The organism is Pseudomonas sp. NBRC 111131, from assembly GCF_001320525.1.
In the GTDB taxonomy this organism is placed as follows: Bacteria; Pseudomonadota; Gammaproteobacteria; order Pseudomonadales; family Pseudomonadaceae; genus Aquipseudomonas; species Aquipseudomonas ceruminis.
In genome coordinates, this window is sequence record NZ_BCBH01000025.1 from 56,890 (window position 1) to 82,625 (window position 25,736).

The window sequence follows — 25,736 nt, forward strand, 5'->3', positions numbered from 1 at the left end:
GGTACAGGCTCCCGTGATTGGGTTGATGCCCCGCCCACCGCACGGCGGGCAGGGCCGCGATCAGAAGTTGTAGGTCAGGCCGGTGTACCAGTAGCCGCCCGTGGTGCCGTAGGGCGAGAAGTTGCCGTAGGGGAAGGCACCCGAACTGCTCGGCAGGTTGGTGCGCTCCGGGTACTTGTTGAACAGGTTGTTGGCCCCGGCGGTCAGGGTCAGGTCCTTGGTCAGGTGGTAGTCCAGGTTGAGGTCGGTGATCCAGGCCGGCGAGAAGGTGCGGTCGTAGGCTTGCAGCGTGCCGTACTGGGTGTACTCGCCGTAGCGGGTCAGGTTCAGGCTCAGCTCCAGTTGCTTGAAGGTCCAGGTGGCGCCCAGCAGCAGCTTGGATTCCGGCAGGCCGTGCTTGAGGTTGCCCTGGCGCTGGCGGTCGTAGCCGCCGGTTGGGCCGAGGGCCTGCTGGGCAACCGAGGAGGCATGGATGTCATCGATCTGGGTGGTGTTCCAGTTGAAGCCCAGGCTATAGCGCAGGCCACCCCAGGCCTGGAGGTCCTGGCGGTAATCGCCCACCAGGTCGATGCCACGGGTGGTGGTGTCCAGGGCGTTGGTGAAGTAGGTCACCGACTGATTGGTGGCCAAGCCCGCAGCGGCGAGGATGGCGTCGATCTGCGGGGTGCCGCCGAGGTAACCGGTCTGGGCGATACGGTCCTTGATCTTGATCTGGTAGGCGTCGAGGGTGACCGAGGTGTTGTCGCTCGGTTGCAGGGTCAGGCCGACGCTGATGTTGGTGGACTTCTCCGGCTTCAAGGTGGAGGCACCAAGCGCCTTGGCCACTGCGGAATCGACCGCGACGTTGCGGTAGTCGATCAGGTTGCCGTTGACGTTGCTCTGGGAGGTGGAGCTGTAGATCTGCTGGGCCAGCGACGGTGCGCGGAACCCGGTGCTGAAGGTGCCGCGCGCGGCGAGTATCGGGGTCAGCTGGTAGCGGGTGGAGAACTTGCCATTGGTGGTGGTGCCGGACCCGTCGTTGTAGTGCTCGTAGCGACCGGCCAGGTCCACGTGCCATTTGTCCGTCAGGTCCTGGCCGATCTCCGCGTAGCCGCCGAGGCTGGTGCGGCCTTTCTCGGCGGCGTCCTGCGGGGTGGTGCCAGCACCGGAAATGGTGCCCGGCGCGATCGGGTTGCCGCTGGCACCGGTGGTGAAGGGGCCGCTGGCGTAGGAGGCGTAGTCACCCTTGCCGATCTTGTAGTTCTCGTAACGCTGCTCCAGGCCCCAGGAAATTTGCGTGGGCTTGGCCAGGCCAAGGTCGAAGGCGCGGGTCAGGTCGAGGTTGTTGGTCCACTGGCTGAAGGTCTTCACGCCGGTGTCCACCGAGGTCGGCGAATCGGCGCCGTAGCTCAGGTTGTAGGTGTGGCGCAGGGTGGCTTCGGCATGGTCCTGGCCGTAAGTACTGGACAGGTCATAGTCCCAGCCCAGCGCCGTGCCCTTGCCACCGAAGGCCACCTGAAAGTCGTTTTCGATGAAGCGCAGGGTATCTTCCACCCCCTCCGGGAAGGGCGTGGCAATGCCGTCGAAGCTGGCCGGCTGGTGGAATGCCAGGGGCTTTTCGGAGTTGCGGCGGGTGTAGGTGGAGAAGGAGTAAAGGCTCAAGGCATCGTTGATCGGCAGCTCGGCGTTGTAGCCCAGGCTGAAGTTGCGCGCTTCTGGCAGACCGGTGCCGTAGTAGGTGTGCTGCAGGCTGGTGTTGCCGGCGCTGTCGGTGTACGGCGCGTTGTCGGAGCGGTCGGAGATCTTCTGTTTCTTCACATCCAGGGCAAGGTTGATGAAGCCGTCGTTGGGCAGGGCAAGGCCGACATTGCCGGTCTGGCGTACGGTCTCGCCGTCGCCATTTTCGTAGTTCTGCCCGTAGGTGGTGGAGACGCTGCCGCCGTTGTCGGTCTGCTTCAGCACGATGTTGACCACGCCACCGATGGCGTCGGAGCCATACTGCGCCGAAGCACCATCACGCAGGACCTCCACATGGTCCACCAGCGCGGTGGGAATCATGTCCAGGTCGACCGGCTGCGAGCCGGAGTTGAGGTAGGTGCCGTTATTGAGCAAGGCACTGTTGTGCCGGCGCTTGCCGTTGACCAGCACCAGTACCTGGTCGCCATTCAGGCCGCGTAGGCTGATGGGCCGGACCACCGAGGTGGAGCCGAAGCCGGACGAGGCGGGCTGGTTGAGCGATGGCAGTACCCGGCTCAGGGCCTTGGTCAGGTCGCCTTGGCCGGTGGCGAGCAATTGCTTGGAGGAAATCACATCGACCGGGGAGGGGCTCTCGGCCAGGGTACGGGCCTGGCCGCGGTTGCCGACCACCACCACGGTGTCCAGCGGGTTGTCTGCAGCGAGGACCGGGGCTGCTTCGCTGAGGGCGAGGAACAGCACGCTGTAGGCGAATACTTTATGGGGCGGGCGCAAGGCGCTGCGAGGCGAGGAACGCATGAGGGGCTTACTCCGATGAGGTCAGTAGAGGCGGCTTGTTGGGGCAAGCTCTGGTGAGAGCACAGGAGCAAGGGCTGTGCCAGCCGAGAAAAGGCTTTTAAAACAGTGCATTGCTGGCGGTTGGGGCGGCTGGCTGGTGATTTTTCAGCGATGAACAGGGCAGGGTGTTGGTTTTTCTACAGTGCCGCAGAGGGGGCTCGCCCAGGCTGCTTCGTCGACACGCCCACGCCCGGGCGATGTGCGTTACGCCAGACCTTGCGGGCGCTGGCCTGCAGGCGACAAGGACGTCATCGGTGGTACGAAAGCCGGCCACTGGCACATCACTTGCTCCACCCCTGCCACCACCACCTTTCGCTTTCCAAGGATGCCTGCACATGCCGTTCCCCGGTCCCCGCAATGCCCTCACTGACATACCAGGCCTGACCGTTGGCCACGCCACCGATACCCGGGTCGACACCGGTGTCACGGTGATCCGCACCGATGCCGTCTGGACAGCCAGTGTCGATATCCGCGGCGGCGGCCCAGGCGGGCGCGAGTCGGCGGCTTTGGAGCCAGAAAACATGGTTGGCCAATTGCACGCCCTGGTGTTTGCCGGCGGTTCGGTGTTTGGCCTGGGTGCGGCGGACGGCGTGGCTGCGGCGTTATCCGCCGAGGGCATCGGCCTGCACCTCAAAGCCGGTGCCCCGGCCATTCCCATCGTGCCGTGCGCCGTGCTCCACGACTTGGCCAATGGAGGGGACAAACAATGGGGCCTGGAGCCGCCTTACCGCCGACTCGGTTTCGAAGCGCTGGCCAACGCCGGCCAGGACGTCGCCCAGGGCGCGGTCGGTGCCGGCCGCGGCGCCATGGCGGGCGTGCTCAAGGGCGGCCTGGGCACCGCCTCGCTGGACTTGGGCGATGGCCTGGTGGTCGCCGCGCTGGCGGTCGCCAACCCCATCGGGTCGGTGTACATGCCCGATGGCAAGACCTTCTGGGCCTGGCCGTGGGAGATTGCCGGCGAATTCGGCGGCGCTCGGCCCGTGGGCGATCAGGATTGCAGCGACCCGATCCCCGAGCTGTCGCGGCTGGACGCCATGGGCCGCCTGCAGGCCGGGGCCAACACGACCCTGGTGGTGGTGGCCAGCACCGCCAGGCTGAGTACTGCCGAATGCAAGCGGGTGGCGATCATGGCCCAGGACGGTATCGCCCGGGCAGTGCGCCCGGCGCACCTGCCGTTCGACGGCGATACCGTGTTCGCCTTGGCCTCTGGTGCGGTGGAACTGGGTAGCGGCGCCTGGCGTCAGGTGCAGATCGGCAGTATCGGCTCCGCTGCGGCGGACTGTGTGGCCCGGGCCATTGCCCGTGGGGTGCACGCTGCCCGCCGATGAGCATCAGCGCACGCGCGCAAGGCCCTGCTCGACCCGTTGCCGGGCCTGGGCCGCCAGGCCTGGTAGGTGCAAGGCGTGGTACACCCGTTCGAGGCTGCGGTTGGTTGGCACATCCAGGTTGTCGTAGCGGCGGCGCAATTCCAGCGTCTGCTGTGCCACTTCCCAATCGCCTGCCCGTAAGCGTGCGTCCAGCTCGATCTGGGCGAACAGATCGCGCTGGGCATGGCTGCCGCCGATTTCGTTGAGGCGCGGCAGGCTGCTGGCCAGCAGCCGGGCAGACCGCGCGTAATCGCCACGGGCATGGCTTAGCAGCGCTTCGGCCACCGGCAGGGTCACCTCGGCCCAGGCCGCGCGGCTGAAAGCAGGTGCTTCACGGCTACGCTGATGCAGGGCTTCGAACAGTTGCTGCGCCTGCGGCTGTTCGGCCCGGGCCAGGCCATAGAGGTATTGCAGGCTGAGGAACGGTTGCACCGTGTCGCCGTGGCGCTTTTGCAGGTAGGGCGCCAATGCCTGCCAGCGCTGGCCCACATCGATACCCGCCAGCTCCAGCCGTGCCAGCAGCGATACCGCGCCAATCTGGTCCTGGGAGTATTCCGGCAGAATCCCCCACACGTGCTGGTCGTAGATCGCCAACACCCGCGCTTGTTCGCCCCGTGCGAGGTAGAACAACGCCAGATGCCACCAGTTGTGGGTGTACATGAAGGAGTTCAAGCCGTCCCAGTGCTTGCTGACGCTTTCCAGAAATGCGATCCCTTCCTCGATCCGGCCTTCGGTGAGCATCACATGGGCCAGCGCGTGCTGGGCCCAGGGTTCATCGGCCTGGATCGCCAGGGCCTGGCGTGCGCTGGCCTCGGCGTCGTCGAGCAGGTGGCATTGCTCATAGGCGAAGGCCAGCATGCCGTGGCTCTGGGCGATATCCGGTGCCGCCTGTACCGCCTTGAGCGCGGTACGCAGCAGCGCCGGCCAGTTGCCGCGGTTGAACTCCACATACTGGTTGAGCTTGGCGGCGAACAGGTCGCGAGGAAAGTCCGCCAGCAGGCGCTCGCTCAGGGCCAGCACACGGTCCAGGTCGTCCGCGATCCAGGCTTGCAGCAGGTCCAGGTACAGCGCCGCCCGGGGGTGAGCTGGCGCTACGGCCGCGGCCCGGCGCCGGTACTTTTCTGCCAGCCCCGGTCCTTGCGGCGATTCACTGAACATCAGCAGCACCCCGGCCAGCGCATTGCTCAGGGCTGATTGGGGGTGGCGGTCGGCGCAGCCCAGAATGGCTTCGGCCCGGGGGTGATAGCCGATAAAGCCCGAGACGAAGTCATTCAGGCCCTGGCGGGCGTCCTGGTCGTCGGTGTCCAGCGGGTTGCCCAGATAGTCCAGTGACATAGCATTCCTGTCTGACCAAAGATGGCGTTTGATGGGGGCGGTGTGCGGCAGGGCCGCATGGGCGCGGGCAATCCCCGCAGGCAGATCCAGGAGCAAAGCCTGTGCCAGCGCCGCCCAGGCCGCGAAACAGGCCAAAAGGCCTGCGCGGCGCTGCTGCTTTTTCCACACTCGGTGTGTCCGGCTGTGGCTTTTTCACCAGCGGCCCTGCGCTGCCTGGCTGCTGGAGCCCGTATTTGCGGTGGCCCAAGGCAGTGGCATAGCGCTTGCAAAATCACCGGCAAAGGGGCCTGCGGGCCCCGCTGGACCATTGCCAAGGAGTCACCATGCCCGGTCATCTTCATCGCCACCCGCGTCACGCTCTGAAACGGCTGGGGCTCGCCGTGCTCACCTGTGCCGCGCTGTTCGGCACCCACGCCTATGCCGAGCCGAAGGACGGCGGCGTGCTCAGCCTGATCGCTCAGCCCGAGCCGCCCTCGCTGATGCACGGGGTGGTCACCCATGTGGCCACCCAGTACGTCAGCGGCAAGGTACTGCAAGGCCTGCTGACCTTCGACACCGATCTCAAGCCACAACCGGTGCTGGCGAAAAGCTGGAGCGTGTCGCCGGACGGCCTGACCTACACCTTCGATCTGCAACCCGGCGTGACCTGGCACGACGGCAAACCCTTCACCGAGCAGGATGTGTTGTTCACCTTCCAGACGTTCTATCCGGAGGTGGACAAGCGCCTCGGCTCGATCTTCGAGCAGTTCGTCGCCTCCATCGATTCGAGCAAACCGCTGCAAGTGACCTTCCACCTGCGGCAGCCCTTCGCGCCCCTGCTGTCGTCGCTGGGCAGCGGACTGCGCCCGATCGTGCCTCGCCACCTCTACGAAGGCACCGATTTTCGCGCCAACCCCTACAACCTGAAGCCGGTGGGCACCGGGCCATTCGTGTTTCAGGAGTGGAAGCGCGGTGCGTTCATCAAGCTGGCGAAAAACCCCAACTATTGGAAAAAAGGCCTGCCGCACCTCGATGGTGTGATCTTCCATGTGATTCCCGACGGCTCCTCCCGCGCCGCGGCCTTCGAGCGCAACGACGTGCAGGTGCTGCGCGCGGGCGACGCCGACTACGCAGACCTCAAGCGCCTCAGCGCACTGCCAGGGGTGGTGGCCTCGGAGCAGGGCTATGAGCTGTATTCCGGGTTGGCCTTCCTGCAGATCAATACCCGCAAACCGCCACTGGACAACCCCAAGGTGCGCCAGGCGATCCTCACCGCGCTGAACCGCCAGTTCATCGTCGACAACATCTTCTTTGGCTCGGGGCGAGTGTCACAGGGGCCGTTCGTGTCCAGTTCGCCGTATCACGATCCGAATTTGCCGCAGTACAGCTATGACCTGAAGAAAGCCAAGGCGCTGATCGCCGAATCCGGTGTGGACGTGGGAGCCGTGCGCATCCGTTTGCTCAACGGTGAAAAAGGTGGCGCCTGGGAACGGTTGGCCGAGTACACCAAGCAGGCCCTGCAACCGCTGGGCTTCAAGGTCCAGGTCATCACCTCGGACGCGGCGACCTGGTTCCAGCGGGTCAGTGACTGGGATTTTGACCTGACCTACAACTTCATCTTCCAGATCGGCGACCCCTACCTGACCACCGCCTACCTTTACCGCTCCGACTACATCCTCAAGACCTCGCCCTTCGCCAACGTCAGTGGCTACAACAACCCTGAGGTCGATCGCTTGTGGAACCAGGTCGCCGATACCGCCGAAGGCCCGGAACGGCAGAAGCGCTACAGCCAGCTGGAAAACCTGCTGAACGACGACCTGCCGATCGCGCCGATCTTCGAGATGCGCTACCCGACGTTGTACCACGCACAGGTCAAGAACCTGCTGCGCACTGCCACCAGCCTCAATGAAGATTACGAGAGCGTCTACCTCGACGCCCCCGCACCATGAACGCGGTGCTGTTCCTGGGTGGGCGGCTGTGCCGCGCCGGTTTGATGGTGCTGGGTGTGCTGGTGCTCAGTTTCCTGCTGATCCACCTGGCGCCGGGCGATCCGGCGTTGCTGATGGCAGGGGAGGCCGGGGTGGATGACCCTGCCTTCATCGACAACCTGCGCCGCACCATGGGCCTGGACAAGCCGCTGTTCCAGCAACTGTTGATCTACCTTGGCCACGTGGCGCATCTGGACCTTGGCTATTCCTACCGCAACCAGACCAGCGTATGGGCCTTGCTGGCCGAGCGGCTGCCCGCCACCCTGAGCCTGATGGGCTCGGCATTCGTGGTGTCGTCGTTGCTGGGTGTGACGCTGGGGGTGATTGCCGCACGTGCGCGGCAACGTCGGCATTGGCTGGATGGGGTGATATCCCAAGGGGCGCTGGTGCTCTATGCGGTACCGACGTTCTGGCTGGCCATGCTGTTGATTCTACTGTTCTCGGTGAACCTCGACTGGCTGCCGGCCTTCGGCATGGAAACCGTCGCTCGCGAGCTGCACGGTGGTGCGTGGCTGGCAGATCGGCTGCGCCATCTGGTGCTGCCGTGTTTGTCCTTGAGCTTTCTGTTCCTGGCCCTGTACATCCACCTGACCCGCGCCGCAACGCTGGAAGCGCTGACCCAGGAATACGTCTACACCGCGCGGGCCAAGGGCCTGCGCCCAGGGCGCATCCTGTTTGGCCATGTGCTGCGCAATGCCTTGTTGCCGGTGGTGACGTTCGCCGGCCTGCAGCTGGGTCAACTGGCCAGTGGTGCGTTGCTGGTGGAGGTGGTCTATTCCTGGCCCGGCATTGGCCGGTTGATGTACGACGCCCTCGCGCAACGCGACTATGGGGTGCTGATGGGTGGTTTCTTGCTGATTTCGGTGCTGGTGGTAGGTTTCAACCTGCTGACCGACTTGGCCTGTCGGGTCCTGGATCCACGCATTGGTGTTGGAGGACAACAGCCATGACCGCGTCTTCATTCTGGCTGCGTTTTCTGGCCCAGCGCTCGGCGGTGGTCGGCGCGCTGTGGCTGCTGCTGTTGAGTGCACTGGCCCTGGCCGCACCTTGGATCACGTCGAGTTCGCCCTGGGAAATGGCTGCGCAGCCGATGCTTGGCCCGCTGCAAGCGCCTGGGCACTGGCTTGGCACCGATCTGCTGGGGCGCGATCTGTACAGCGGCCTGCTGTATGGCGCCCGGGTCTCGCTGGCCGTCGCTGCGCTGACTAGCCTTGCAACCTTGCTGGTGGGCCTGTTGGTGGGGGCTGTCGCCGGGTACTTCGGCGGCTGGCTGGATGGGGTGCTGATGCGCCTTGCCGAGTTCTTCCAGATCATTCCGCAACTGGTACTGGCGGTGATCCTGGTGGCCATCCTCGAACCGTCGCTGGGATCCATCGTCCTGGCCATTTCGCTGGTCGCCTGGCCTGCGGTGGCGCGGCTGGTACGTGCTGAATTCCTCAGCCTGCGCCAGCGCGAATTCGTGCAGGCAGCGCGGGTATTGGGGCAGTCGCCACTGGCCATTGTCTTCCAGCAGATCTTGCCCAATGCCGTGGCGCCGCTGCTGGTGACCCTGACCTTCGTCATGGCTACAGCCATCCTCACCGAAGCGGCCCTGGCGTTTCTCGGCCTCGGCGACCCCGAGGCCATGAGCTGGGGCTCCATGATCAATACCTCCCGTGGGCTGTTGCGGGAGGCCTGGTGGATGAGCCTGCTGCCCGGCCTGGCAATTCTGTTTTGCGTGCTGGCGGTCAACCGCGTCGGCGAGGGCCTGCGGGTGGCCTTCGAGCCGGCCCGTCGACCAGGAGATGCCCTATGAGCTCACCGACCCTGTTGAGCATCGAACACCTGCGCATCGCGCTGCCAGCAGCGGCCGACCGCAGCCATGCGCTGCATGACCTGTCGCTGCACCTGGCGCCGGGCGAGTGCCTCTGCGTGGTGGGCGAGTCCGGCTCGGGCAAGTCCATGTTGGCCAAGGCGCTGCTGCGCCTGCTGCCCGCCGGCCCGCGTATCGAAGGCGGCCGCATCCTCTATCGCGGCGTCGACCTGGCCGACCACGATGAGGAATCCATGCGCCAATTGCGCGGGCGGGATATCAGCATGGTCTTCCAGGAGCCGATGAGCGCGCTCAATCCGCTGCTCAGTGTGGGCCGTCAGATCGATGAGACCTTGCGCGCCCATGGGGTGAGGGACAACGCCACGCGCCGGCGGCGGATCATTGAGCTGCTCGGCTACGTGGGCCTGCCGGACCCGGAGCGGCTGCGCCATTGCTTGCCGTTCGAGCTCTCCGGGGGCCAGCGCCAGCGGGTGGTGATCGCCATGGCGCTGGCCTTCGATCCGGCGTTGCTGATCGCCGACGAACCCACGTCCGCGCTGGACGTCACCACCCAGGCGCAGATTCTGGCGCTGCTGCGGCGCATCCAGCGGGAAAAGGGCATGGCCATGTTGTTCATTACCCACGACTTCGCCGTGGTGCAGGCCATTGCCGACCGCGTGCTGGTGCTGGAGAAAGGCCAGGTGGTGGAGCAGGGCGGCGCCGCACAGGTGCTGCAGGCGCCCCGCGAAGCCTATACCCGCCGGTTGATCGCGGCGGTCAGCGCCCGCGCCCTGCATCCACGCCCCGCCCTGAGCGGCGCTGCCCCGGTGTTGCAGGCCCGAGCGCTGCACAAGTCTTTCAGCCGTCGCGTCGGCCTGTGGCAACAGCGCACCACACAGGCGCTGGAGCGGGTGGACCTGCAACTGGTCGAGGGCGAGACCCTGGGCATCGTCGGTGAGTCCGGTTCAGGCAAGTCCACCCTGGGGCGTGCGCTGGTTCGGCTGCTACCGGTGGACAGCGGCAGCATCGAGTGGCTGGGCCGTGAAGTGTCCGGGCTGTCCCAGTCCCGCCTGCGCGGGCTGCGCGGCGATGTGCAGATGATCTTCCAGGACCCTTTTGCCTCGCTGAACCCACGCCAGCGTGTCGACGCACTGCTGATGACCGGGCCGCTGGCACGTGGCATGAGCCGCGAGCAGGCCATGCAGCGTGCGCGGGAGGTGCTGGCGCTGGTCGGCCTGCCTGTCACCGCGCTGGCACGTTTTCCCCACGAGTTTTCCGGCGGCCAGCGCCAGCGCATCGGCATAGCCCGGGCCTTGGCCGTAGCGCCGAAGATTCTGATCGCCGATGAATGCGTATCGGCGCTGGATGCGCTGATCCAGGTGCAGATCCTCGAGTTGCTGGAGTCGCTGCAGCGTCGCCTGAAGCTGAGCATCGTCTTCATCACGCACGATCTGCGGGTAGCGGCGCGGCTGTGTGATCGCATCGCGGTGATGCACCACGGCCACGTGGTGGAGCAGGGTGAGGCGGCGGCTGTGCTCAGTCGGCCGGTGCATCCGTACACCCGCAGCCTGCTCAGCGGCTTCACCGGCAACCCTGTGCCGCCTGTGCCGGTGGAGGTGCTGCCATGAGCCGCGGCATGATGAGCCTGAATGCGTTTCTCATGGCCACCGGGCACCACGTCGCCGGCTGGCGGCACCCCCAGGCGCAGGCCGATGGCGGGCTGGATTTCGTGCATTACCGACGGCTGGCGCAGACCGCGGAACGGGGTTGCTTCGATGCGCTGTTTCTGTCCGACACCCTGGCGATGCTGCCGGGCAGTCTGGAGGCGGTGAGCCGGATGTCGCGTACCGAGCATTTCGAACCGCTGACCCTGCTCGCCGGGCTGGCAGCAGTGACCAGGCGCATAGGGTTGGTGGCGACGGTGACCACCTCGTACAACAGCGTCGATACCCTGGCCCACGCCTTCACGTCGCTGGAACGCTTGAGTGGCGGGCGCAGTGGCTGGAACCTGGTGACCTCAAGCAATGTCGAGGAGGCCTTCAATTTCGGTTGCCAGGCGCATCCGGAACACGCCCAGCGCTATGTAAGGGCGGCCGGCTTTCTGGACCGTGTACGTGCCCGCTGGGCGCAAAGCGGCGTGGCGCCGGTGCAGGTCCTGGCAGGTGCGTCCAAGGCCGGTTGCGAGCTGGCAGCGGCCCGGGCGGAAGTGGTGTTCACGGCCCAGCCCGAACTGGCCGGGGCGCAGCAATTCTATCGCCAACTGAAGGGCCTCATGCCCCGATACGGGCGTGACCCTGACGACCTGAAGATCATGCCGGGTGTGTTGCCCATCGTGGCCGACAGCGTGGAGCAGGCGCAGGCGCTGTTCGAGCAATTGCAGGCGCTGGTACAGCCGCAGGTCGGCCTGTCGCTGCTGGCGGATATTGCCGGTGGCACTGACCTGGGCGCCTACCCGCTCGACGGACCGTTGCCTGACCTGCCGCTGACCAACGCCGGGGTCAGCCGCCGCGATTTGCTGATCAACGTGGCCCGCCGGGAAGGTTTGAGCATTCGCCAGCTGTATCTGCGCATGGCGGCGGCCCGCGGGCATCTCGTCGTGGTGGGTGATGCCGCGCAGGTCGCTGACCGGCTTGAGCAGTGGTTCGTCGAGGGCGCGGCGGATGGCTTCAACGTGATGCCTGCGTTCCTGCCCGGCGGGCTTGAAGACTTCGTCGACAAGGTGGTGCCTGTGTTGCAACGGCGCGGCCTGTTCCGGCGTGGCTATCAGGGACGAACCCTGCGTGATCATCTGGGCCTTTCCCGGCCCGCCCATCCCGGTTTTCAAGAGGAGCGAGTAGCCCATGGCTGATTTTTCCAACCTGCCGCGGGTTCGCGGCGAACTGCTGGAGGTCCGCCCGGGCCGACGCCTGAGCGTGGCTCACCAGCCGGGTGGGGACACCGTGGTGTTTTTCGGCCACGGGGGTGGCGGTAACAAGGACCAGTGGCGTGAACTGTGGCGAGACCTGGGCGAACAGGGCCACACCCTGGTGGCCTGGGACCTGCTTGGCCATGGCGCAAGCGACAAGCCGCGCGATGCGCATGCGTATGCTTGGGATGAACTGGTGGCCGACGAGCTGGAAATACTGCGTCGCTATGGCGGTGAACGCAACATCATCGTTGCCCATTCCTTCGGTACTGGCCTGGCCCTGAGTGCCTTGTTGTCTGGCCCTGCGGTCAACGTCGACGCGGCCTTGTTGCTGGGCAGCCAGTTGCACCGGCCGCTCAAGCGCAAGGGGTTGTTGAACCTGCCAGTGTGGGTGCTGGAGTTGCTCAGGCCGCGGTTGTCCCGAGGCTTTCGCGCGTTGGCCTGGCACCCGGAGGCCGATCCAGCGCTGGTGGACTATGAACAAGCGCTGACGCAGAACAATCCGCTGTATGTGTTCAAGGCCCTGGTCGGCCATGCGCAATGGCCGGACGCGGCGGCGTTGGCGGGGCTGAACCTGCCCGTCTCGGTGCTGGCCGGTGATCGCGATGGCCTGACCCCGGCCAGCGGCGGCGAGGCGTTGGCCCGGCAATTACCCACGGCGCAGTTCCAGGTGCTGGCGCGTTGCGGGCACCAGTTGATGCTGGAACGACCGGATGAGGTGTTGGCGGCGTTCAACCGGCTGCTGGCGCAGTTGCAGGTTGGTCACTCGGAGGCTCCCCAGCTTCTGCGCCGTTCCTGAGCAAAACGGTTTACCCACGATGGCGGGGTGATTGGCCGCCATCGCGGGTAAACCCACAAGCACCTGGCCTGCGGCCGTCGGCAAGGCCTCAGGCCTCTTGCACTTGTGGGCTTCCAGCCTCCACTACAAACCGCTTCAGCGTCGAAACCGTGGCGTGAGGGTCCATCCGGTCCGAAATCGCCTGCATCTTCACCTCCAACCGTTCCCGGTTCAGGTCCAGCGACAGGTACCCACGTGGTCGGCTGTCGTAGAAGCGGATCTGAGGGTTGGCCGGCAGGATCGACTGAATCGCCTCGTAGCTGGGGCCATTGGAGGTGATGGAGGTGCCGACGAATTCCGCCGCGACCAGGCGCGATTGCGGGTCTTGCGGGTGCTCGTGCAGGTGGTTGGCCCAGAACGAGTGATAGTCTCCGCTGAGCACCACTGGGTTGGCCGCGCGGCTGTCACGCAGGTTGTCGATCAGGCGGCCGCGGGCTGCCTGGTAGCCGTCCCAGGTGTCGGTCCAGTACTGCGCTTCGCCCCCGTCTGGCCGTTGCGCCCGCAAGGGGGCGACCAGCAGGTTTTGCGCCAGCAGGTTCCAGCGTGCTTCGCTGCGCTTGAGCCCGTCATACAGCCAGCGCTCCTGCTCGAAGCCGAGCAAGGTACGCCTGGGGTCGGCAAGGTCGACGCAGCTTTGCACTTCCATGTGGCCTTTGCCGAAGTTCGGCGCCTGGTAGCAAGGCTGCTTCGAGCGGTACTGGCGGCCGTCGAGCACCGGCAGGCTGGCCAGGTCACCCCAGGCAAAGCGGCGGTAGATCAGCGGGCTGCCATTGCTGCCCATGGGCGGGCGGCGCAGCGGCATGTTTTCCAGGAACGCCTGGTAGGCCGCGGCGCGGCGTTGCCGGAAGCGTGCCGCGTCGATGGCCGGGTCTTTGGAGTAGACGCCGGAGTAGTCGTCCTGCACTTCGTGGTCGTCCCAGGTGGCGATCCATGGTGCGGCGGCGTGCAGTGCTTGCAGGTCCGGATCGGTACGGTGCAGGGCATAGCGGTAGCGATAGCCGGCCAGGTCGGTGGCTTGCGGGGCGTTGTACGAACGGGCCAGCCCTGGTGTGCCCGGCGCGTTGCTGTACTCGTAGATGTAGTCACCGAGAAACAGCACCAGGTCTGGACGCTCCTCGGCCATGTGTCGGTAGGCGCTGAACAGGCCGCGCTCGTAGTGCGCGCAGGAGGCGACGCCGATGCGCAAGCGGTCGGCGGGCGCGCCCGGCGCCGGCAAGGTGCGCGTGCGGCCTGTCGGCCCCAGCTCGCCCAGGGCGATAAAGCGGTACCAGTACTCGCGGTCGGGGGCCAGCCCGCGTAGTTCCACCTGTACGGCGTGGCCGTTGACTGCCAGGGCGTGGGTGCGGCCGCGCTGGGCGATGCGGCGAAAGTCCGGGTCCGCCGCGACTTGCCAGTCCACGGTGATGCTCGAGGGTAGCGCCTGCTCATTGCCAGGGTAGGGCAGCCCTTCGCTGAGCCGTGTCCAGATGACGAAACCGTCAGGCCATGGGTCGCCACTGGCGACCCCCTGGCTGAAAGGCGTGGCCACGCCGGCCAGGGCACGGCCATAACGCAGCAGCAAGGGCGCCGCAGCGGCGCCGGCCAGCAGGCGCAGGGCCTGCCGACGGTGCAGATGATGGCTCATGGAGACTCCTCAGAAGCTGTAGCCGGCCTGGATGCCGACGGTGCGCGGGTCACCGGGGGTGGCCATCTGCGCGTTGGAGAGGAACGAGCCGTGGTACAGGTCGTATTGTTTGTCGAACAGGTTGCGTGCCCACAACGCCACCGACCAATTACCGTTCACCGGCTTCAAGCCAAGCCGCGCATTGGCCAGCCAATAGGCTTCGGTGGTGGTGCCATTACTGCCGGCGATGCTGTCGTGGTAGGAATAGTCGCTTTGCGCGCTGAGGATGAAACCCGGTACCTCCCAGACATATTCCACCTGCCCGCCGTAGCTGGTTTCCGGGAAGTTGGTCAGGCTCGAACCTGAAAAGTCGGTGTACACGGGGTAGGCGAAGTTGACTGCGCGGGTGGCACTGCTGTTGAGCCCCTGGTAGTCGATGTACTTGCCTTTCTTGGTGCCGAAGTACTGGCCGATGGTCAGGCCCGCGAGGGGCTCCCACTGCAGTTCGAGTTCGTAGCCGTAGATCTTCGACTTGGGAACGTTCACCAGGCGGCCGACGTTGCCCACCTGCGGGCTGATCCATACCTGCGACTGGTATTGCTGGTCGCGGTAGTCGTAGTAGAAGGCCGCCGCGTTCAGTCTGAGGGTGTTGCTCAGGTCGCTTTTGAAGCCCACCTCGTAGGCCAGCAGTTTCTCCGGTTTGACCGGCGCGATCTGCTCGACGTAGGTGGAGTTGTAGGCCGTGAAACCTCCGGACTTGATGCCACGGCTGACCGTGGAATACAGCAGCGTCGAAGGCGTCAACTGGTATTCCAGCCCCAGCTTCCAGGACGTGGAGTGGCTGTCCAGGTTGCTGTCGGCAGCGGGGAAGGTGCTTGGGCCCAGGCTGTAGTCGCCGTTGCTGACCAGAATGCGGCGGGTGCTGAAGTCGTTCAGCTCGCGGGTCTCTTTCTCTTGGCGCAGGCCGACGATCAGCTTGAGGTCCTCGGTCAGTCGGTAGTCGCCCTGGGCGAAGGCGCCATAGGTGCGTGAGCGCTGCTGGTAGGAGGTGAAGGTCCCGTAACCAAGGTTGGCGCTGAAGTCGGAGTAGAACGCCTCATCCAGACGGTCTTTGGCAAAGTACAGGCCGGTCTGCCAGTTGAAGCGTTCGTTGTCGTGGGAAGCCAGGCGCAGTTCCTGGGAGAACACCTCGATCTGCGAATCGAAGAACTCGTCTGACTGCGGGATTTCGGAGGCATCCCAGTCGATGTACTCGCGGCGACGGAACCGGTCCGAGGAAGTGATGCTGGTGACGGTCAGGTGATCGTCGAGGTCGAAGGTGCCGGTAAGGGCCAGGCCGGTGCTGTCGTTGTCGCGGTGTGGTTTGTCCTTCACCGAAAGCCCGGTCAGCCCGGCGAAGCCTGGGGTCAGGCCCCAGCCGGTATGCTTGCCGTTGTTTTCCGGGGCGATGGGCGCGTAGCGCGAGCCGTAGGTCGCGTTGGGTTTGAGCCCTTGGTAGAGGTACGAGCCGCGGCTGTCTGACTTGTCCTGGCCGCCGTGTACAGAGAGGTTGAAATTGATGTTGTCGCTGGCGTCCCAGTCCAGTTGCCCGCGCAGCGATGTGGTGTCCTTGTCGCCCAGGCTTTGCCCGGTGACGCGGTTGTCCTGCCAGGCGCCGCCCTGTTCAGTGATGAACGCCAGGCGCCCGCGCAGGGTGTCGCTGAAGGGCCCGGAGATGAAGCCCTCGAGGTTGCTGGCATGGTACGAGCCGTAGTTGCCGGTCAACCCGCCGTGTAGCTCGCGGGTCGGCTTGTTGGTGATGAAGTTGATCGCGCCCGCCGTGCTGTTGCGCCCATACAAGGTCCCCTGCGGGCCGCGCAGCACTTCTACCCGTTCCAGGTCGAAGAGCTGGCCTTGGGTCTGGATCGGGTAGGGCAGCGCCACCTGGTCGAGGTAGACGCCGACGGTAGAGGTGTTGTTGCTGCCGTAGTCCTTCAGGCCGACACCGCGGATACGGAACAGCGGGTTGCCGCTGCCGTATTGCGGGGCGATGTCCAGGTTAGGCACATAGTTCTGCAACTGGTTGACGCCGGTGACGCCTTTGTCCTGCAGGTCCTGGCCGCTCAGCGCGGTCAGGGCGATACCGATGTCCTGGGCAGACTCCTCCTGGCGCTGAGCGGTCACCGTCACTGGCGCCAAGGCGGTGGTGGGCTTGGTCTCGCCTTGCTCGGCGAATACGTCTGTGGTGAGCAGTGACAGCAGCGGCGCACTGGCGAGCAGCAGCGGTCGACGCCCTAGCGCAAGCAGGGGGTGGTTGATGCGTTGTGTTGGCATGGCGGGTATCCCTTGAAAAATGCGATGCGAAATCGACGCCGTGGCCGTTTCGCGTAAGGGCCGCTCTGTGAAGAGTAAGCAGACGACGCGAAAGCAAGCGCTATGCCATCATCGTTTTGTCATGATTTTGAAAGCATTCTGGTGTTTGTTCATGCACCGCAGGCAAGGCTGGCGTTTGATTCGCAACAGTGTCTGGCGCAGGTTGTTGCGGAATCAGCAGGGCGTTCAAGTGGTTATGTTCTAATGCTTTTTTAATATTTCTGGCTATAAGAAAGCGCCAGTAGAGTACAAGCCCACCCACCTTATGCTTACACCGGGATGTACTTGCCATGAGCGGTTCTCTGGGACAGCCGAACCCCATTCTGACCTTGCCCCAAGGTGAGAAGGACCCGTTGTCGATCCGCGCCAAGGCGCTGGTTTTCGCCGATCCACGCTCGCGCCAGTTGCTGGAATACCTGCAACGGGTCGGCCCGAGCGACGCGCCGGTGCTGATCAACGGCGAAACCGGCACCGGCAAGGAGCTTGTCGCCCGCTACATCCATGCCGCCAGTGGCCGCCAGGGTGCTTTTGTGGCGGTCAACTGCGGTGCCATCAGCGAGAACCTCGCCGAGAGTGAGTTCTTCGGCCATGAGGCCGGTGCTTTCTCTGGGGCGGTCGGCCGGCGTATCGGCTGGTTCGAGGAGGCTGACGGCGGTACGCTGTTCCTCGACGAGATCGGCGATCTGCCGTTGCCCTTGCAGGTGAAACTGCTGCGGGTGTTGCAGGAGCAGGAAGTGGTGAGGGTCGGTTCGCGCAAGCCGGTGAAAATCGATATCCGCTTGGTCAGCGCCACCAACGTCAACCTGGAACAGGCCGTGGAGGCAGGCAATTTCCGCCTCGACCTGTTCTACCGGATCAATGTCGCACCGGTTGAGGTGTTGCCGCTGCGCGAGCGGCCGCTGGACGTGCTGCCACTGGTGGAGCACTTTCGCGCGTTTTACAGCGCGCGTCTGAAAATCAACCCGCCCATGCTTTCAGAGTCTGCCGCGCAGGCGCTTGTGGATTACCCATGGCCGGGCAACATCCGCGAACTGGAGAATGTGGTGCACCTGGCGTTGTTGGTGGCGGGCGACAAACCCATCCTTCCCAAGCACCTGAAATTCTCCGCCGGGCTGAGCACCTCGCAGACGGGACCGTCCGGGGCGCTGAAGCTGCCCCAGGAGGAGATCCGCGAGCAGTTGCTGCGCTTGTTCGAAACGCCCGGGGATTCGCTGCTGCACGACATCGAAGACCTGATCGTGCGCGAGGCGTTTGCCCATTGCAGTTTCAACCAATTACGTACGGCGCAACTGCTTGGGATTACCCGCAATGCCATGCGTACGTTGCTGGTCAACCATGGGATGCTCAAGGGCCGCAACTGATGCCAGCACCCGCCGACGGCGCGCACCGGGCTAACCTGGCTGCGCGCCGCGTTGGAGCACTCAGCAGGCTTGAGCCGCCAAGCGGTTGCTGACGTTGCGCCCGAGCACCAGCACTGTCACGAAACCGCAACCCACCAGGGCCGTGGCCAGACTCAGCAGCACCGAGCTCCCCAGTTGGTCAACGATCTGCCCGCCGAAGAACGAGCCCAAGGCGATAATCACCTGGAACATGGCGACGAACAGTGGCATGCCGCGTTCGACATCCTTGGGCGCTACAACAAACATCCAGATACTGGCGCAGGCCGGGAACGCCCCGAAGGCGAAGCCCCACAGTGCGATCAGCATCGCTGCGCCCGTCAGGCTGGTGGCAAAGTAGGGGAACAGCGCGGTGCTGATAGCGATCAACACCGCCACCAGCAGCAAGGTGTGCCGTACGCTTCGGTTGGCGGCGAAACCGGCGAAGATATTCCCCACTACGCCCGCCACGCCATACAGCAACAGCAAGGAGCCAATGGTCGGCCCATCGAAGCCCGCATTCTGTTTGAAGAAGGGCGCCACGTAGGTGTACGCGGCAAAATGCGCCAGGCCGATCAGCAATACAGCGATCAAGCCAACCCGAGCTTGTGGGTTGATGAACAGTGCCGGCAGGTCACTGATGCGTATGGCCTTGTCTGGGTTGAGCCGCGGCAGCAGGAGGATCTGCGCCAGCAGCACCGGTACGCCCACCAGCGCGGTTACCAGGAAGGTCATGCGCCAGCCCAGCAAGCCACTGAGCCAGGTGCCGACGGGCACACCCAGCACGGTGGCCAGGGTTACGCCCACCATGATGATCGAGGTGGCCTGCGCCACGCCTACCCCCTTGGGCGCCAGGCGGCCACTGAGGGCAATGGCCGTAGCCCAGAACCCACCGATGCTCACGCCCAGCAGCACGCGGCCGAACAGCAGCAGGTTGAAGTCGCTGGCGTAGGCCACCACCGCGTTGGCGATGATCATGATCAGCGTCAGGCCGATAAGCAGGTAGCGACGGTCCAGGGCACCAATGCCCACCGACAGCAAGGGGGCAGCGAGGGCGGCCATGATGCCGGGCAGGGTCACCATCAAGCCGGCATGGCCTGCGCTGATCCCGAGGTCACTGGCAACGTCGTTGAGTACGCCCACCGGGAGAAACTCACTGGTCACCAAGGCAAAGGCACCCACGGAGACCGAGAGAATCGCCAACCACTGCTGTTTGACGCTCTGTTGATGATGTTCGGGAAGGCCGCTAGGGGCCTGGCTGTCGCTTGGCATGGTGCTGGGTTCCAAGGGGGTATGTCGCCTGTAGCAGGCGCGGGAGCGGGGAAAAATCAAGGAGGATTATAAAAGACGGTTTTGATCACCCAACAGGCGGGCTGCTCGATAGTAATCATCAGCGTGATCGATGAGGGGCCCTCAGTAGAGCGTCTGCGTCACGCTTTGCGACTGTGCGCGCACGTGTCATGAGTGCTGGTGAGCGACGTTTCTGCCTGGATGGCGGCCAGGTGCAATCGTTCGGCCAGCCACATCACTGCTGCCGTTTTTGCATAGCATTCTGCTAAGGAGATACCGTCGTGCGGTCGAAGCAGCGTCAGGCTGCTGTGAGTGGCCCCGAGGTACGCGGGCTGTATCCACCCATGGCATAAACCAAGGGTCTGTGCTTGGGCCCACAACTGTGGTGTGGTGCAGAACAAGTCAGCGTTCCACGGTATAGGGAGGGCTGGCCGTTGGTGACGGGCAGGGCAGCTGTCGAGTACCGTCTGGATGAGCGTTTGGCCGCCTGGTTGCAGGTTCCCTGAGTTGACCTCGTGATCCGGGCTGACAAAGCTGAAGCTGTAATAGCGAAACCCTAGTTCCTCGACCAGTACAGGTAGCTCGTTGAGCAAGGCTGGAAGGTTGCTTAATCCTTTCCATTGTTCGGTAGTCCGCTGCTTCATGGAACCTCCCTGTCTGTCAGCCCTTAACCTGACGTTATCGGTGATACCCCATGGGGCCGAGAATTCTGTCCGATGACTTCACAGCGGCTGGTCGGTCGGAGGTGCAATAGCGGCCTACAAATTTAATGGCATTGACGGTAGCGTTTAGTTCGATTCAGTTCCGATGAAAATAGTTTCACAAATGACGCGTCCCTGGGTTGAGGACGGGCGCACTCACAAAAAAGAGGGGAAATTTGATTTGAATTGAGTCAGCAGGCGCTGTTGAGGCGGGCTCGCCCAGGGTGGCTGCAAGGTTCAACGTGCCGAGAGCGCGAAGAACCTTGCTACTGCTTCCGGGCCGGGTCAGTGCTGCGCGCTATCTACCGCGATGCTTTCGCCGCACACTTGCGCGTGCTTGAGGCTGCGATCGGCGATGGCGTAATGGATCAGCCCGCCCAGACCTGCCCCGAAGAACCAGGAGAACTGCGACAGCGTATCGAACGCTGGGACCAGCGCCAACACGATGGCGATCAGCGAAGCCGGGATGAACGCCGCTACCGCGCGCAGGTTGACCCCGCCGCTGTAGTGATAGGCGGCTTCGGTGCTTTCGCTATACAGCTGCGGCAGGTTCACCCGGCTGCGGCGTATCAGGTAATAGTCGGTGACGATGATGCCGTACAGTGGGCCGAGCAGGGCGCCCAGGCCACCGAGGAAATACACGATCACAGATGGGCTGTTGTACAGGTGCCAAGGCAGGATCACCACCGCGATACAGGCGCTGAGCAGACCCGCGCGGCGGAAGTTCAGCAGCTTCGGAGCCAGGTTGGTGAGCACGTAGGCCGGGGCGACGAAGTTGGCCATGATGTTCACCGCCACGGTGACGATCAGGAAGGCCAGGCAGGCCAGCACCAGGCCGGCGGTGTTCGGGATGGCGGCGACGATTTCGGTTGGGCCCTGCACCAGCTTGCCGTCGATGCTGAACTGGGCACCGGCAAGCACCACGGCAATCAGCGCGAAGCCAAGCATGTTCACCGGCAGGCCCCAGAAGTTGCCCACGCTGATGGTACGCCGGTCCGGGCAGTTACGGGTGAAGTCGCAGAAGTTAAGGATCATGGTGCCATACAGTGACACCCACAACGCGGCGGCACCGAGCACCTTCAGCCACATCGTGGTGCCGGTCGGCGCGTTGCCGCTGGACCAGGCAATCGACAGGCCACTGCGCCAGTACATCCAGCCTGCCAGGCCGGCGAAGGCGACCAGGATGATCGGCCCGGCGAAGGACTCGTAGCGGCGCACCATCTCCATGCCGTAGGCAAAGATCGCTACCTGCACGCACCAGATGCCGAGGAAGGTGATCCAGCCCAGTGTCGACAGGCCGAGGATCGAATTCTGGTCGTAGGCCCTGAGTTCCGGAGCGATGGCGGTGAGCAGGACACGCAGCACCACCGAGGCGAGGTAGGTCTGAATGCCGAACCAGGCGATGGCGATCACCGCGCGGATCAGTGCCGGTATCTGGGCACCATGGATACCGAAGCTGATCCGGCACATGACCGGGTAGGGCAGGCCGGTTTTCTGACCCATGTAGCCGGACAGGTTCATCAGGCCATAGATCACCAGCGCGCCGAGCGCGAAGGCGGCGAGGATCTGCGCGCCGCTCATGCCCAGCGCGAACAGGCCGATGGCGAAGGAGTAGTTGGCGATGTTATGTACATCGTTGGTCCACAGCGCAAACAGGCTGTAGCGCCCCCAGGTGCGGTTGGCCGCGCGGGTCGGCGCAAGGTCGGCACTATAGAGACGCGGGCTTAAGGCCAACTGACTGGGCCCGGCTGTATCGGCGGGCAGAGCATCAAGCTGACCTACCTCGGAACGTGAAATCGACGCCATCGGGACTCCAAGATGGTTGTGTACTTTTGTTGTTGGAGTTGTATACAAACAAGATTCGTACCAATTGGTCTTTTCCGCTAATCCGCGGTTGTACGGGCCTATCTACAGCGCTTCTACGGGCTTGGATGTGGGAATTTTGTGCACATTTTCGTGCAAGGCTGTTACCACTTGCGCCAGGTGGGGGCGCTTTCTTGTTCCATCACATTGGGGGCGATGGGTTGAATGGGTGGCTTTGCGGGGAGCCTTGCGACTAATCTGGCGCCAGGGTTCTATGAGGGGCTATTCGATGTTGCATGTACCGCTCGGACTGGGTCTATTACTTGCCACCGCCTTGGTCGACGCCGCTCCACTGCAGGTGCCTACCCCGGCCGCACTCAGAAGCCAGCTTGAAACGCTCAAGCCTGGCCAGTTTCTCTGGTACCCGCAGGTCTCGCCCGTGGGGCCGGTGACCGTAGTGGTCAGCCTCACCGAGCAACGTGCCTACGTCTATCGCAATGGCATTGCCATCGGCGTCAGCACTGTAAGCAGCGGTAAGGCAGGCCGGGAGACCCCTACCGGGGTATTCAGCATTCTGCAGAAGAAGGTCGAGCATAAATCCAGCCTCTACAACAGCGCACCGATGCCCTACATGGAGCGCCTGACATGGGACGGCATTGCCCTGCACGCTGGTCATCTGCCGGGGTACCCCGCCTCGCATGGTTGCGTTCGCCTGCCGCTGGATTTTGCCAGGAAGCTGTATGAGGTCACCGGTTTCAGTTCGACCACAGTCATCGTTTCCGATACCCACAGTGCACCGGTGGAGGTCTACCACCCCGGCGTACTGGCGCCTACGGTCAGCGATGGCAAGGCTCAAGGCCCGCTGGTGTTGAACAACCAGCAGTTCTGGAACGATCCAGACCCGGCGGCAGGGCCACTGTCGATCCTGATCAGCCGCGCCGACAGGCGTGCCTATGTGTTCCGCGGTGGCCAGATGATTGGCTCGGCGCCGGCACTTTCGCTCGAAAGCAGCCAGCACCGCAGTGGAATGGCGGTGTATTCGCTGCTGCAAAAGCCATCCACCCTTGCACTCGAAGGCGGGTTACCCTTGCGTTGGTCGGTGGTGGGCCTGAGCAACCCGGAATACGGCAATACCCCCTATGAACAATTGGGGCAACTGAACATCAACCCTGAGTTCCGCCGTCATTTGCGCGCGGCGATGGACGTCGGCACGATGCTGGTGATCACCGATTGGGCGTCTACCCGCGATACCCGAAGCGAAGGAAAATTCACGGTGATCAGCACCGAAGGCAGTGAAGACGTTAAACCATTGGTCAAGAAGTGATCGGCAATTCTGAACAAATCAAGCAAAGTAGCCGCTTTTGGCTGCAAAGAAGGCAAGAAAAGACTGGTTCAGAAGGGTAATCCATGTCGATGTTCAAACCATTGCGGGGCGCCGTCCGGCTCTCTGTGGCCAGTATTGGCCTGTTTTTCCTGACCGCGTGGCATACCGTCCATGCACAACCGCTGCCTAGCGCCGCCGAGCTGCAGCAGTTGGCACCCAATGCCAGCCTGTCGACCTTGGCACTGGCACTGACTGCCTATACGTGTGCCAGCCACAACGACGCGGCCAAGTTGCTGACGGTGATCGATTATTCCAAGGCCTCGCGTGACAAACGCCTGTGGGTGTTCGACCTGCGCGCCAGGAAGCTGTTGTTCGAAGAGTGGGTCGCCCATGGCAAGAACAGCGGCGCTGATGTGCCGACCACGTTCTCCAACGCGCCGAACAGCTACCAATCCTCCATCGGCCTGTATGAGACGGGGCAGACCTACAGCGGTAAGCACGGCCGCTCGCTTCGCCTGCAGGGGCTGGAGCCGGGGTTCAACGACAACAGCATGTCGCGGGCGATTGTCATGCATGCCGCAGCGTATGCCGACCCCAAGGTCGTTCCGGGTCTCGGTCGCCTGGGGCGTAGTCAGGGGTGCCCTGCCGTTCGGCCGGCGATTGCCGGCAAACTGATCGAGACGCTGCAACGCGGGAGCTATGTATTTGCCTATTACCCGCAGCAGGATTGGCTGAAGTCATCGCGCTTTCTCAATGCCCAACGCTGTCCGCTGGCGGATCAATCGATCGCCAGCAAGTAAGGGCTTGGATCCCTGGCCTCAGTTCGATCAGGCGGTTCCCTTGGCCTGCTGTTCCAGGTGCACCTGCAGCGTCGGGTCGATTTGCAGTGCGACGGCCAGTTCGTCAAGGTAGGCCCGCTCTGCGGCCTGCTGGTCATCCACCAGCATCACGCTGGCCAGGTACATTTCTGCGGCCATGGCCGGGTCCTGGGCCGACTGTGCCACCTCGGCAGCATTGAGTGGCTTGCTGACTTCTTCATCCAGCCATTGCTGGAGTTGCGGGTCGCTGGTTTGTCGTTTGATTTCAGCGTAGATCAGCAGTTCTTCTTGTTTGTCGATGCGACCGTCAGCCTTGGCTGCCGCGATCAGTGCGCGCAAGACAGCATGGCTGTGCCCCTCGGCCTGTGCGCCGGACAACTGATCGACTGTGTGCAAGGCCTGCTGCGGTGCTGCTGCCTGGCTGCGCTGCCAGCGTTGATAGGCCTGGAACGCCATCATGCCCAACGATGCCAAGGCCGCATAGTTAGCCCCGCCAGCGGAGCGCGCCTGGGTAGTGCCGCCCACGCTGCTGCCACCACCCAAAAGGCTGCCCAGTAGACCACCCAGTCCACCACCGCCACCCGTTGCTTTTGCGCCGCCAAGCAGCCCGCCCAGCAAGCCGCCCAAGCCGTCTTGCGGTGACACGCCACTGCTTCCTTTTTGCGCCTGCGAGCTCTGTCCGGCCCGAAGTAACTGTTCGAGTAGATCGCTGGTGTTCATGGCCTCACCCTCGGGCGGTAGTCGTTGTCCAGACAAGCAACGATAGCCCGCTCAAGGCCAATCGCCATGACCGTCTGGCCGAGAGGCGAGCTGTGGCAGTGGGGCGTCTTCATGGTCCAATGGCAAGTGACATGACGGGATTGAGCGGTGCGTACCCGACTGATAGCATATGGCTATCAATCGCAATGCTCATTCAGAAGGGAATCCATGTCAAAGAAAGCTCTTGCTGCAGTGCTGGCCGCCACTGGGATGTTGACCGGCATGCAGAATGCGATGGGTGAAGACAACCTGTTCAAAAAGTATGCTTATGATACACCGATTGCCAAATACACCGAGGCAGCAGGCTACTACGATTGTTCAAGTGAAATAGGGGTCACCGCACGATGCCTGGACGATGTGGATTTTCTGGATCAGAAGTTCATAGCGGCCCTGGTTTTCAGTGGTGACAAACTGAGGTTGGTTTCGCTATTTGCACCCTATGAGCGTGACCTGTACGGTCGCGCCATTGGCGCTCTTACAAAAACATTTACTCTGGTGTCGCTGACTGACGGAAAATCCGTGCTGGATCTCGTTGAGCTCGCGCGTAAATCAAAAAACGAGGATGAATACACAGCCAAACTCTCGAACTACGAGAGTGTTGCGTTGACCGCCAACGATTTGACCTACTCCTTTGTTGAAGGGCTCACCCCGGCCGACGCCCAGGGGGCCGCCAACGTCCATAGTTTGATGAATTCAGCGCCCGCCAACATCAGGGGCGCTGATTTGATCATCTCTGGCGAGGGTGATGAATCCAGCATCATCATTAAGTTTTCTTTCCCGAAACTGGATAAAAACAAGCTCGTTCAGCAAGTCAAGAAACCAGTCGAGTCGTTCTAATCTCGTGCTTCCATTTGTGTTGAGCCCCGCGATAGCGGGGCTTCTGGTTTCGGAGCGCTGCATCCTGACACCAGCATTTCGAGTGGCCAGGGCAACTGAATCGCGTCGGATTTGATAACGGCGAATGACTACTATTGGCCGAAAGTAGCCTTTGCGAC

The 25,736-nt window shown here is 63.6% G+C and carries 20 protein-coding genes; 11 read left to right on the forward strand and 9 right to left on the reverse strand.

Features of this window, described 5'->3' with window-relative positions:
• Nucleotides 1-60: 60 nt before the first annotated feature.
• On the reverse strand, nucleotides 61-2,472 hold the full coding sequence (locus APH34_RS20460; protein ID WP_054902700.1) for a TonB-dependent siderophore receptor: 2,412 nt from the start codon (nucleotides 2,470-2,472) through the stop codon (nucleotides 61-63).
• A 374-nt stretch (nucleotides 2,473-2,846) separates the two neighbouring features.
• On the opposite strand from APH34_RS20460, the gene APH34_RS20465 reads away from it, so the two are divergent.
• On the forward strand, nucleotides 2,847-3,839 hold the full coding sequence (locus tag APH34_RS20465) for a P1 family peptidase (RefSeq protein WP_054902701.1): 993 nt from the start codon (nucleotides 2,847-2,849) through the stop codon (nucleotides 3,837-3,839).
• Nucleotides 3,840-3,842: 3 nt separating this feature from the next.
• On the opposite strand, the gene APH34_RS20470 is transcribed toward APH34_RS20465, so the two are convergent.
• Nucleotides 3,843-5,213, reverse strand: a complete 1,371-nt coding sequence (locus tag APH34_RS20470; RefSeq protein ID WP_054902720.1) for a tetratricopeptide repeat protein — start codon at nucleotides 5,211-5,213, stop codon at nucleotides 3,843-3,845.
• Nucleotides 5,214-5,536: 323 nt separating this feature from the next.
• Here APH34_RS20470 and APH34_RS20475 point away from each other — a divergent pair, with 323 nt between their 5' ends.
• From APH34_RS20475 to APH34_RS20500, 6 genes are read left to right on the forward strand one after another with little or no spacing between them, the layout of a single operon-like run.
• Nucleotides 5,537-7,141: an ABC transporter substrate-binding protein gene (locus APH34_RS20475; RefSeq protein WP_220462500.1), complete on the forward strand. Its 1,605-nt coding sequence runs from the start codon at nucleotides 5,537-5,539 to the stop codon at nucleotides 7,139-7,141.
• Nucleotides 7,138-8,130, forward strand: a complete 993-nt coding sequence (locus APH34_RS20480; RefSeq protein ID WP_054902702.1) for an ABC transporter permease — start codon at nucleotides 7,138-7,140, stop codon at nucleotides 8,128-8,130. The genes APH34_RS20475 and APH34_RS20480 overlap by 4 nt, the downstream gene beginning before the upstream one ends.
• Entirely contained in the window at nucleotides 8,127-8,975 is an 849-nt protein-coding gene (locus APH34_RS20485; RefSeq protein ID WP_054902703.1) for an ABC transporter permease, read from the forward strand. Before APH34_RS20480 ends, APH34_RS20485 begins: the two co-directional genes overlap by 4 nt.
• Complete coding sequence (locus APH34_RS20490; RefSeq protein WP_054902704.1) at nucleotides 8,972-10,600, forward strand: ABC transporter ATP-binding protein; 1,629 nt, start codon at nucleotides 8,972-8,974, stop codon at nucleotides 10,598-10,600. Before APH34_RS20485 ends, APH34_RS20490 begins: the two co-directional genes overlap by 4 nt.
• On the forward strand, nucleotides 10,597-11,820 hold the full coding sequence (locus APH34_RS20495; RefSeq protein WP_054902705.1) for an LLM class flavin-dependent oxidoreductase: 1,224 nt from the start codon (nucleotides 10,597-10,599) through the stop codon (nucleotides 11,818-11,820). The genes APH34_RS20490 and APH34_RS20495 overlap by 4 nt, the downstream gene beginning before the upstream one ends.
• The gene (locus APH34_RS20500; protein ID WP_054902706.1) at nucleotides 11,813-12,676 is read left to right on the forward strand and encodes an alpha/beta fold hydrolase; all 864 of its coding nucleotides are present in this window, start codon (nucleotides 11,813-11,815) and stop codon (nucleotides 12,674-12,676) included. The genes APH34_RS20495 and APH34_RS20500 overlap by 8 nt, the downstream gene beginning before the upstream one ends.
• 88 nt (nucleotides 12,677-12,764) lie before the next feature.
• On the opposite strand, the gene APH34_RS20505 is transcribed toward APH34_RS20500, so the two are convergent.
• From APH34_RS20505 to APH34_RS29310, 3 genes are all read right to left on the reverse strand, one after another.
• Nucleotides 12,765-14,339, reverse strand: coding sequence for an alkaline phosphatase (locus APH34_RS20505; protein ID WP_054902707.1), 1,575 nt, complete (start codon nucleotides 14,337-14,339; stop codon nucleotides 12,765-12,767).
• A gap of 9 nt (nucleotides 14,340-14,348) precedes the next feature.
• The gene (locus APH34_RS20510) at nucleotides 14,349-16,631 is read right to left on the reverse strand and encodes a TonB-dependent receptor (protein WP_082422855.1); all 2,283 of its coding nucleotides are present in this window, start codon (nucleotides 16,629-16,631) and stop codon (nucleotides 14,349-14,351) included.
• Between the two features lie 100 nt (nucleotides 16,632-16,731).
• The gene (locus tag APH34_RS29310) at nucleotides 16,732-16,962 is read right to left on the reverse strand and encodes a hypothetical protein (protein ID WP_156358101.1); all 231 of its coding nucleotides are present in this window, start codon (nucleotides 16,960-16,962) and stop codon (nucleotides 16,732-16,734) included.
• Here APH34_RS29310 and APH34_RS20515 point away from each other — a divergent pair.
• Nucleotides 16,961-18,031, forward strand: coding sequence for a sigma-54-dependent Fis family transcriptional regulator (locus APH34_RS20515; RefSeq protein WP_054902708.1), 1,071 nt, complete (start codon nucleotides 16,961-16,963; stop codon nucleotides 18,029-18,031). The genes APH34_RS29310 and APH34_RS20515 overlap by 2 nt on opposite strands.
• 60 nt (nucleotides 18,032-18,091) lie before the next feature.
• Here the strand turns inward: APH34_RS20515 and APH34_RS20520 are convergent, their stop codons facing one another.
• The 3 genes from APH34_RS20520 to APH34_RS20530 all read right to left on the reverse strand — a co-directional run bounded on the left by APH34_RS20520 (nucleotide 18,092) and on the right by APH34_RS20530 (nucleotide 21,843).
• A complete protein-coding gene (locus APH34_RS20520) occupies nucleotides 18,092-19,318 on the reverse strand; it encodes an MFS transporter (protein WP_054902709.1) in 1,227 nt (408 codons plus the stop codon).
• A gap of 158 nt (nucleotides 19,319-19,476) precedes the next feature.
• A complete protein-coding gene (locus APH34_RS20525; protein ID WP_054902710.1) occupies nucleotides 19,477-19,980 on the reverse strand; it encodes a hypothetical protein in 504 nt (167 codons plus the stop codon).
• 342 nt (nucleotides 19,981-20,322) lie between these two features.
• Nucleotides 20,323-21,843 (reverse strand): NCS1 family nucleobase:cation symporter-1, encoded by a 1,521-nt coding sequence (locus tag APH34_RS20530; protein ID WP_054902711.1) that lies wholly within the window; start codon nucleotides 21,841-21,843, stop codon nucleotides 20,323-20,325.
• Between the two features lie 286 nt (nucleotides 21,844-22,129).
• Between APH34_RS20530 and APH34_RS20535 the strand changes: the two genes are divergently transcribed.
• Both APH34_RS20535 and APH34_RS20540 read left to right on the forward strand, forming a co-directional pair.
• Nucleotides 22,130-23,164: a L,D-transpeptidase gene (locus tag APH34_RS20535; protein WP_054902712.1), complete on the forward strand. Its 1,035-nt coding sequence runs from the start codon at nucleotides 22,130-22,132 to the stop codon at nucleotides 23,162-23,164.
• Between the two features lie 83 nt (nucleotides 23,165-23,247).
• Nucleotides 23,248-23,964, forward strand: coding sequence for a murein L,D-transpeptidase catalytic domain family protein (locus tag APH34_RS20540; RefSeq protein WP_054902713.1), 717 nt, complete (start codon nucleotides 23,248-23,250; stop codon nucleotides 23,962-23,964).
• 27 nt (nucleotides 23,965-23,991) lie between these two features.
• Here the strand turns inward: APH34_RS20540 and APH34_RS20545 are convergent, their stop codons facing one another.
• Nucleotides 23,992-24,702: a tellurite resistance TerB family protein gene (locus APH34_RS20545; RefSeq protein WP_054902714.1), complete on the reverse strand. Its 711-nt coding sequence runs from the start codon at nucleotides 24,700-24,702 to the stop codon at nucleotides 23,992-23,994.
• A 207-nt stretch (nucleotides 24,703-24,909) separates the two neighbouring features.
• Here APH34_RS20545 and APH34_RS20550 point away from each other — a divergent pair, with 207 nt between their 5' ends.
• Nucleotides 24,910-25,578, forward strand: a complete 669-nt coding sequence (locus tag APH34_RS20550; protein ID WP_054902715.1) for a hypothetical protein — start codon at nucleotides 24,910-24,912, stop codon at nucleotides 25,576-25,578.
• The last annotated feature ends 158 nt before the right edge of the window (nucleotides 25,579-25,736 follow it).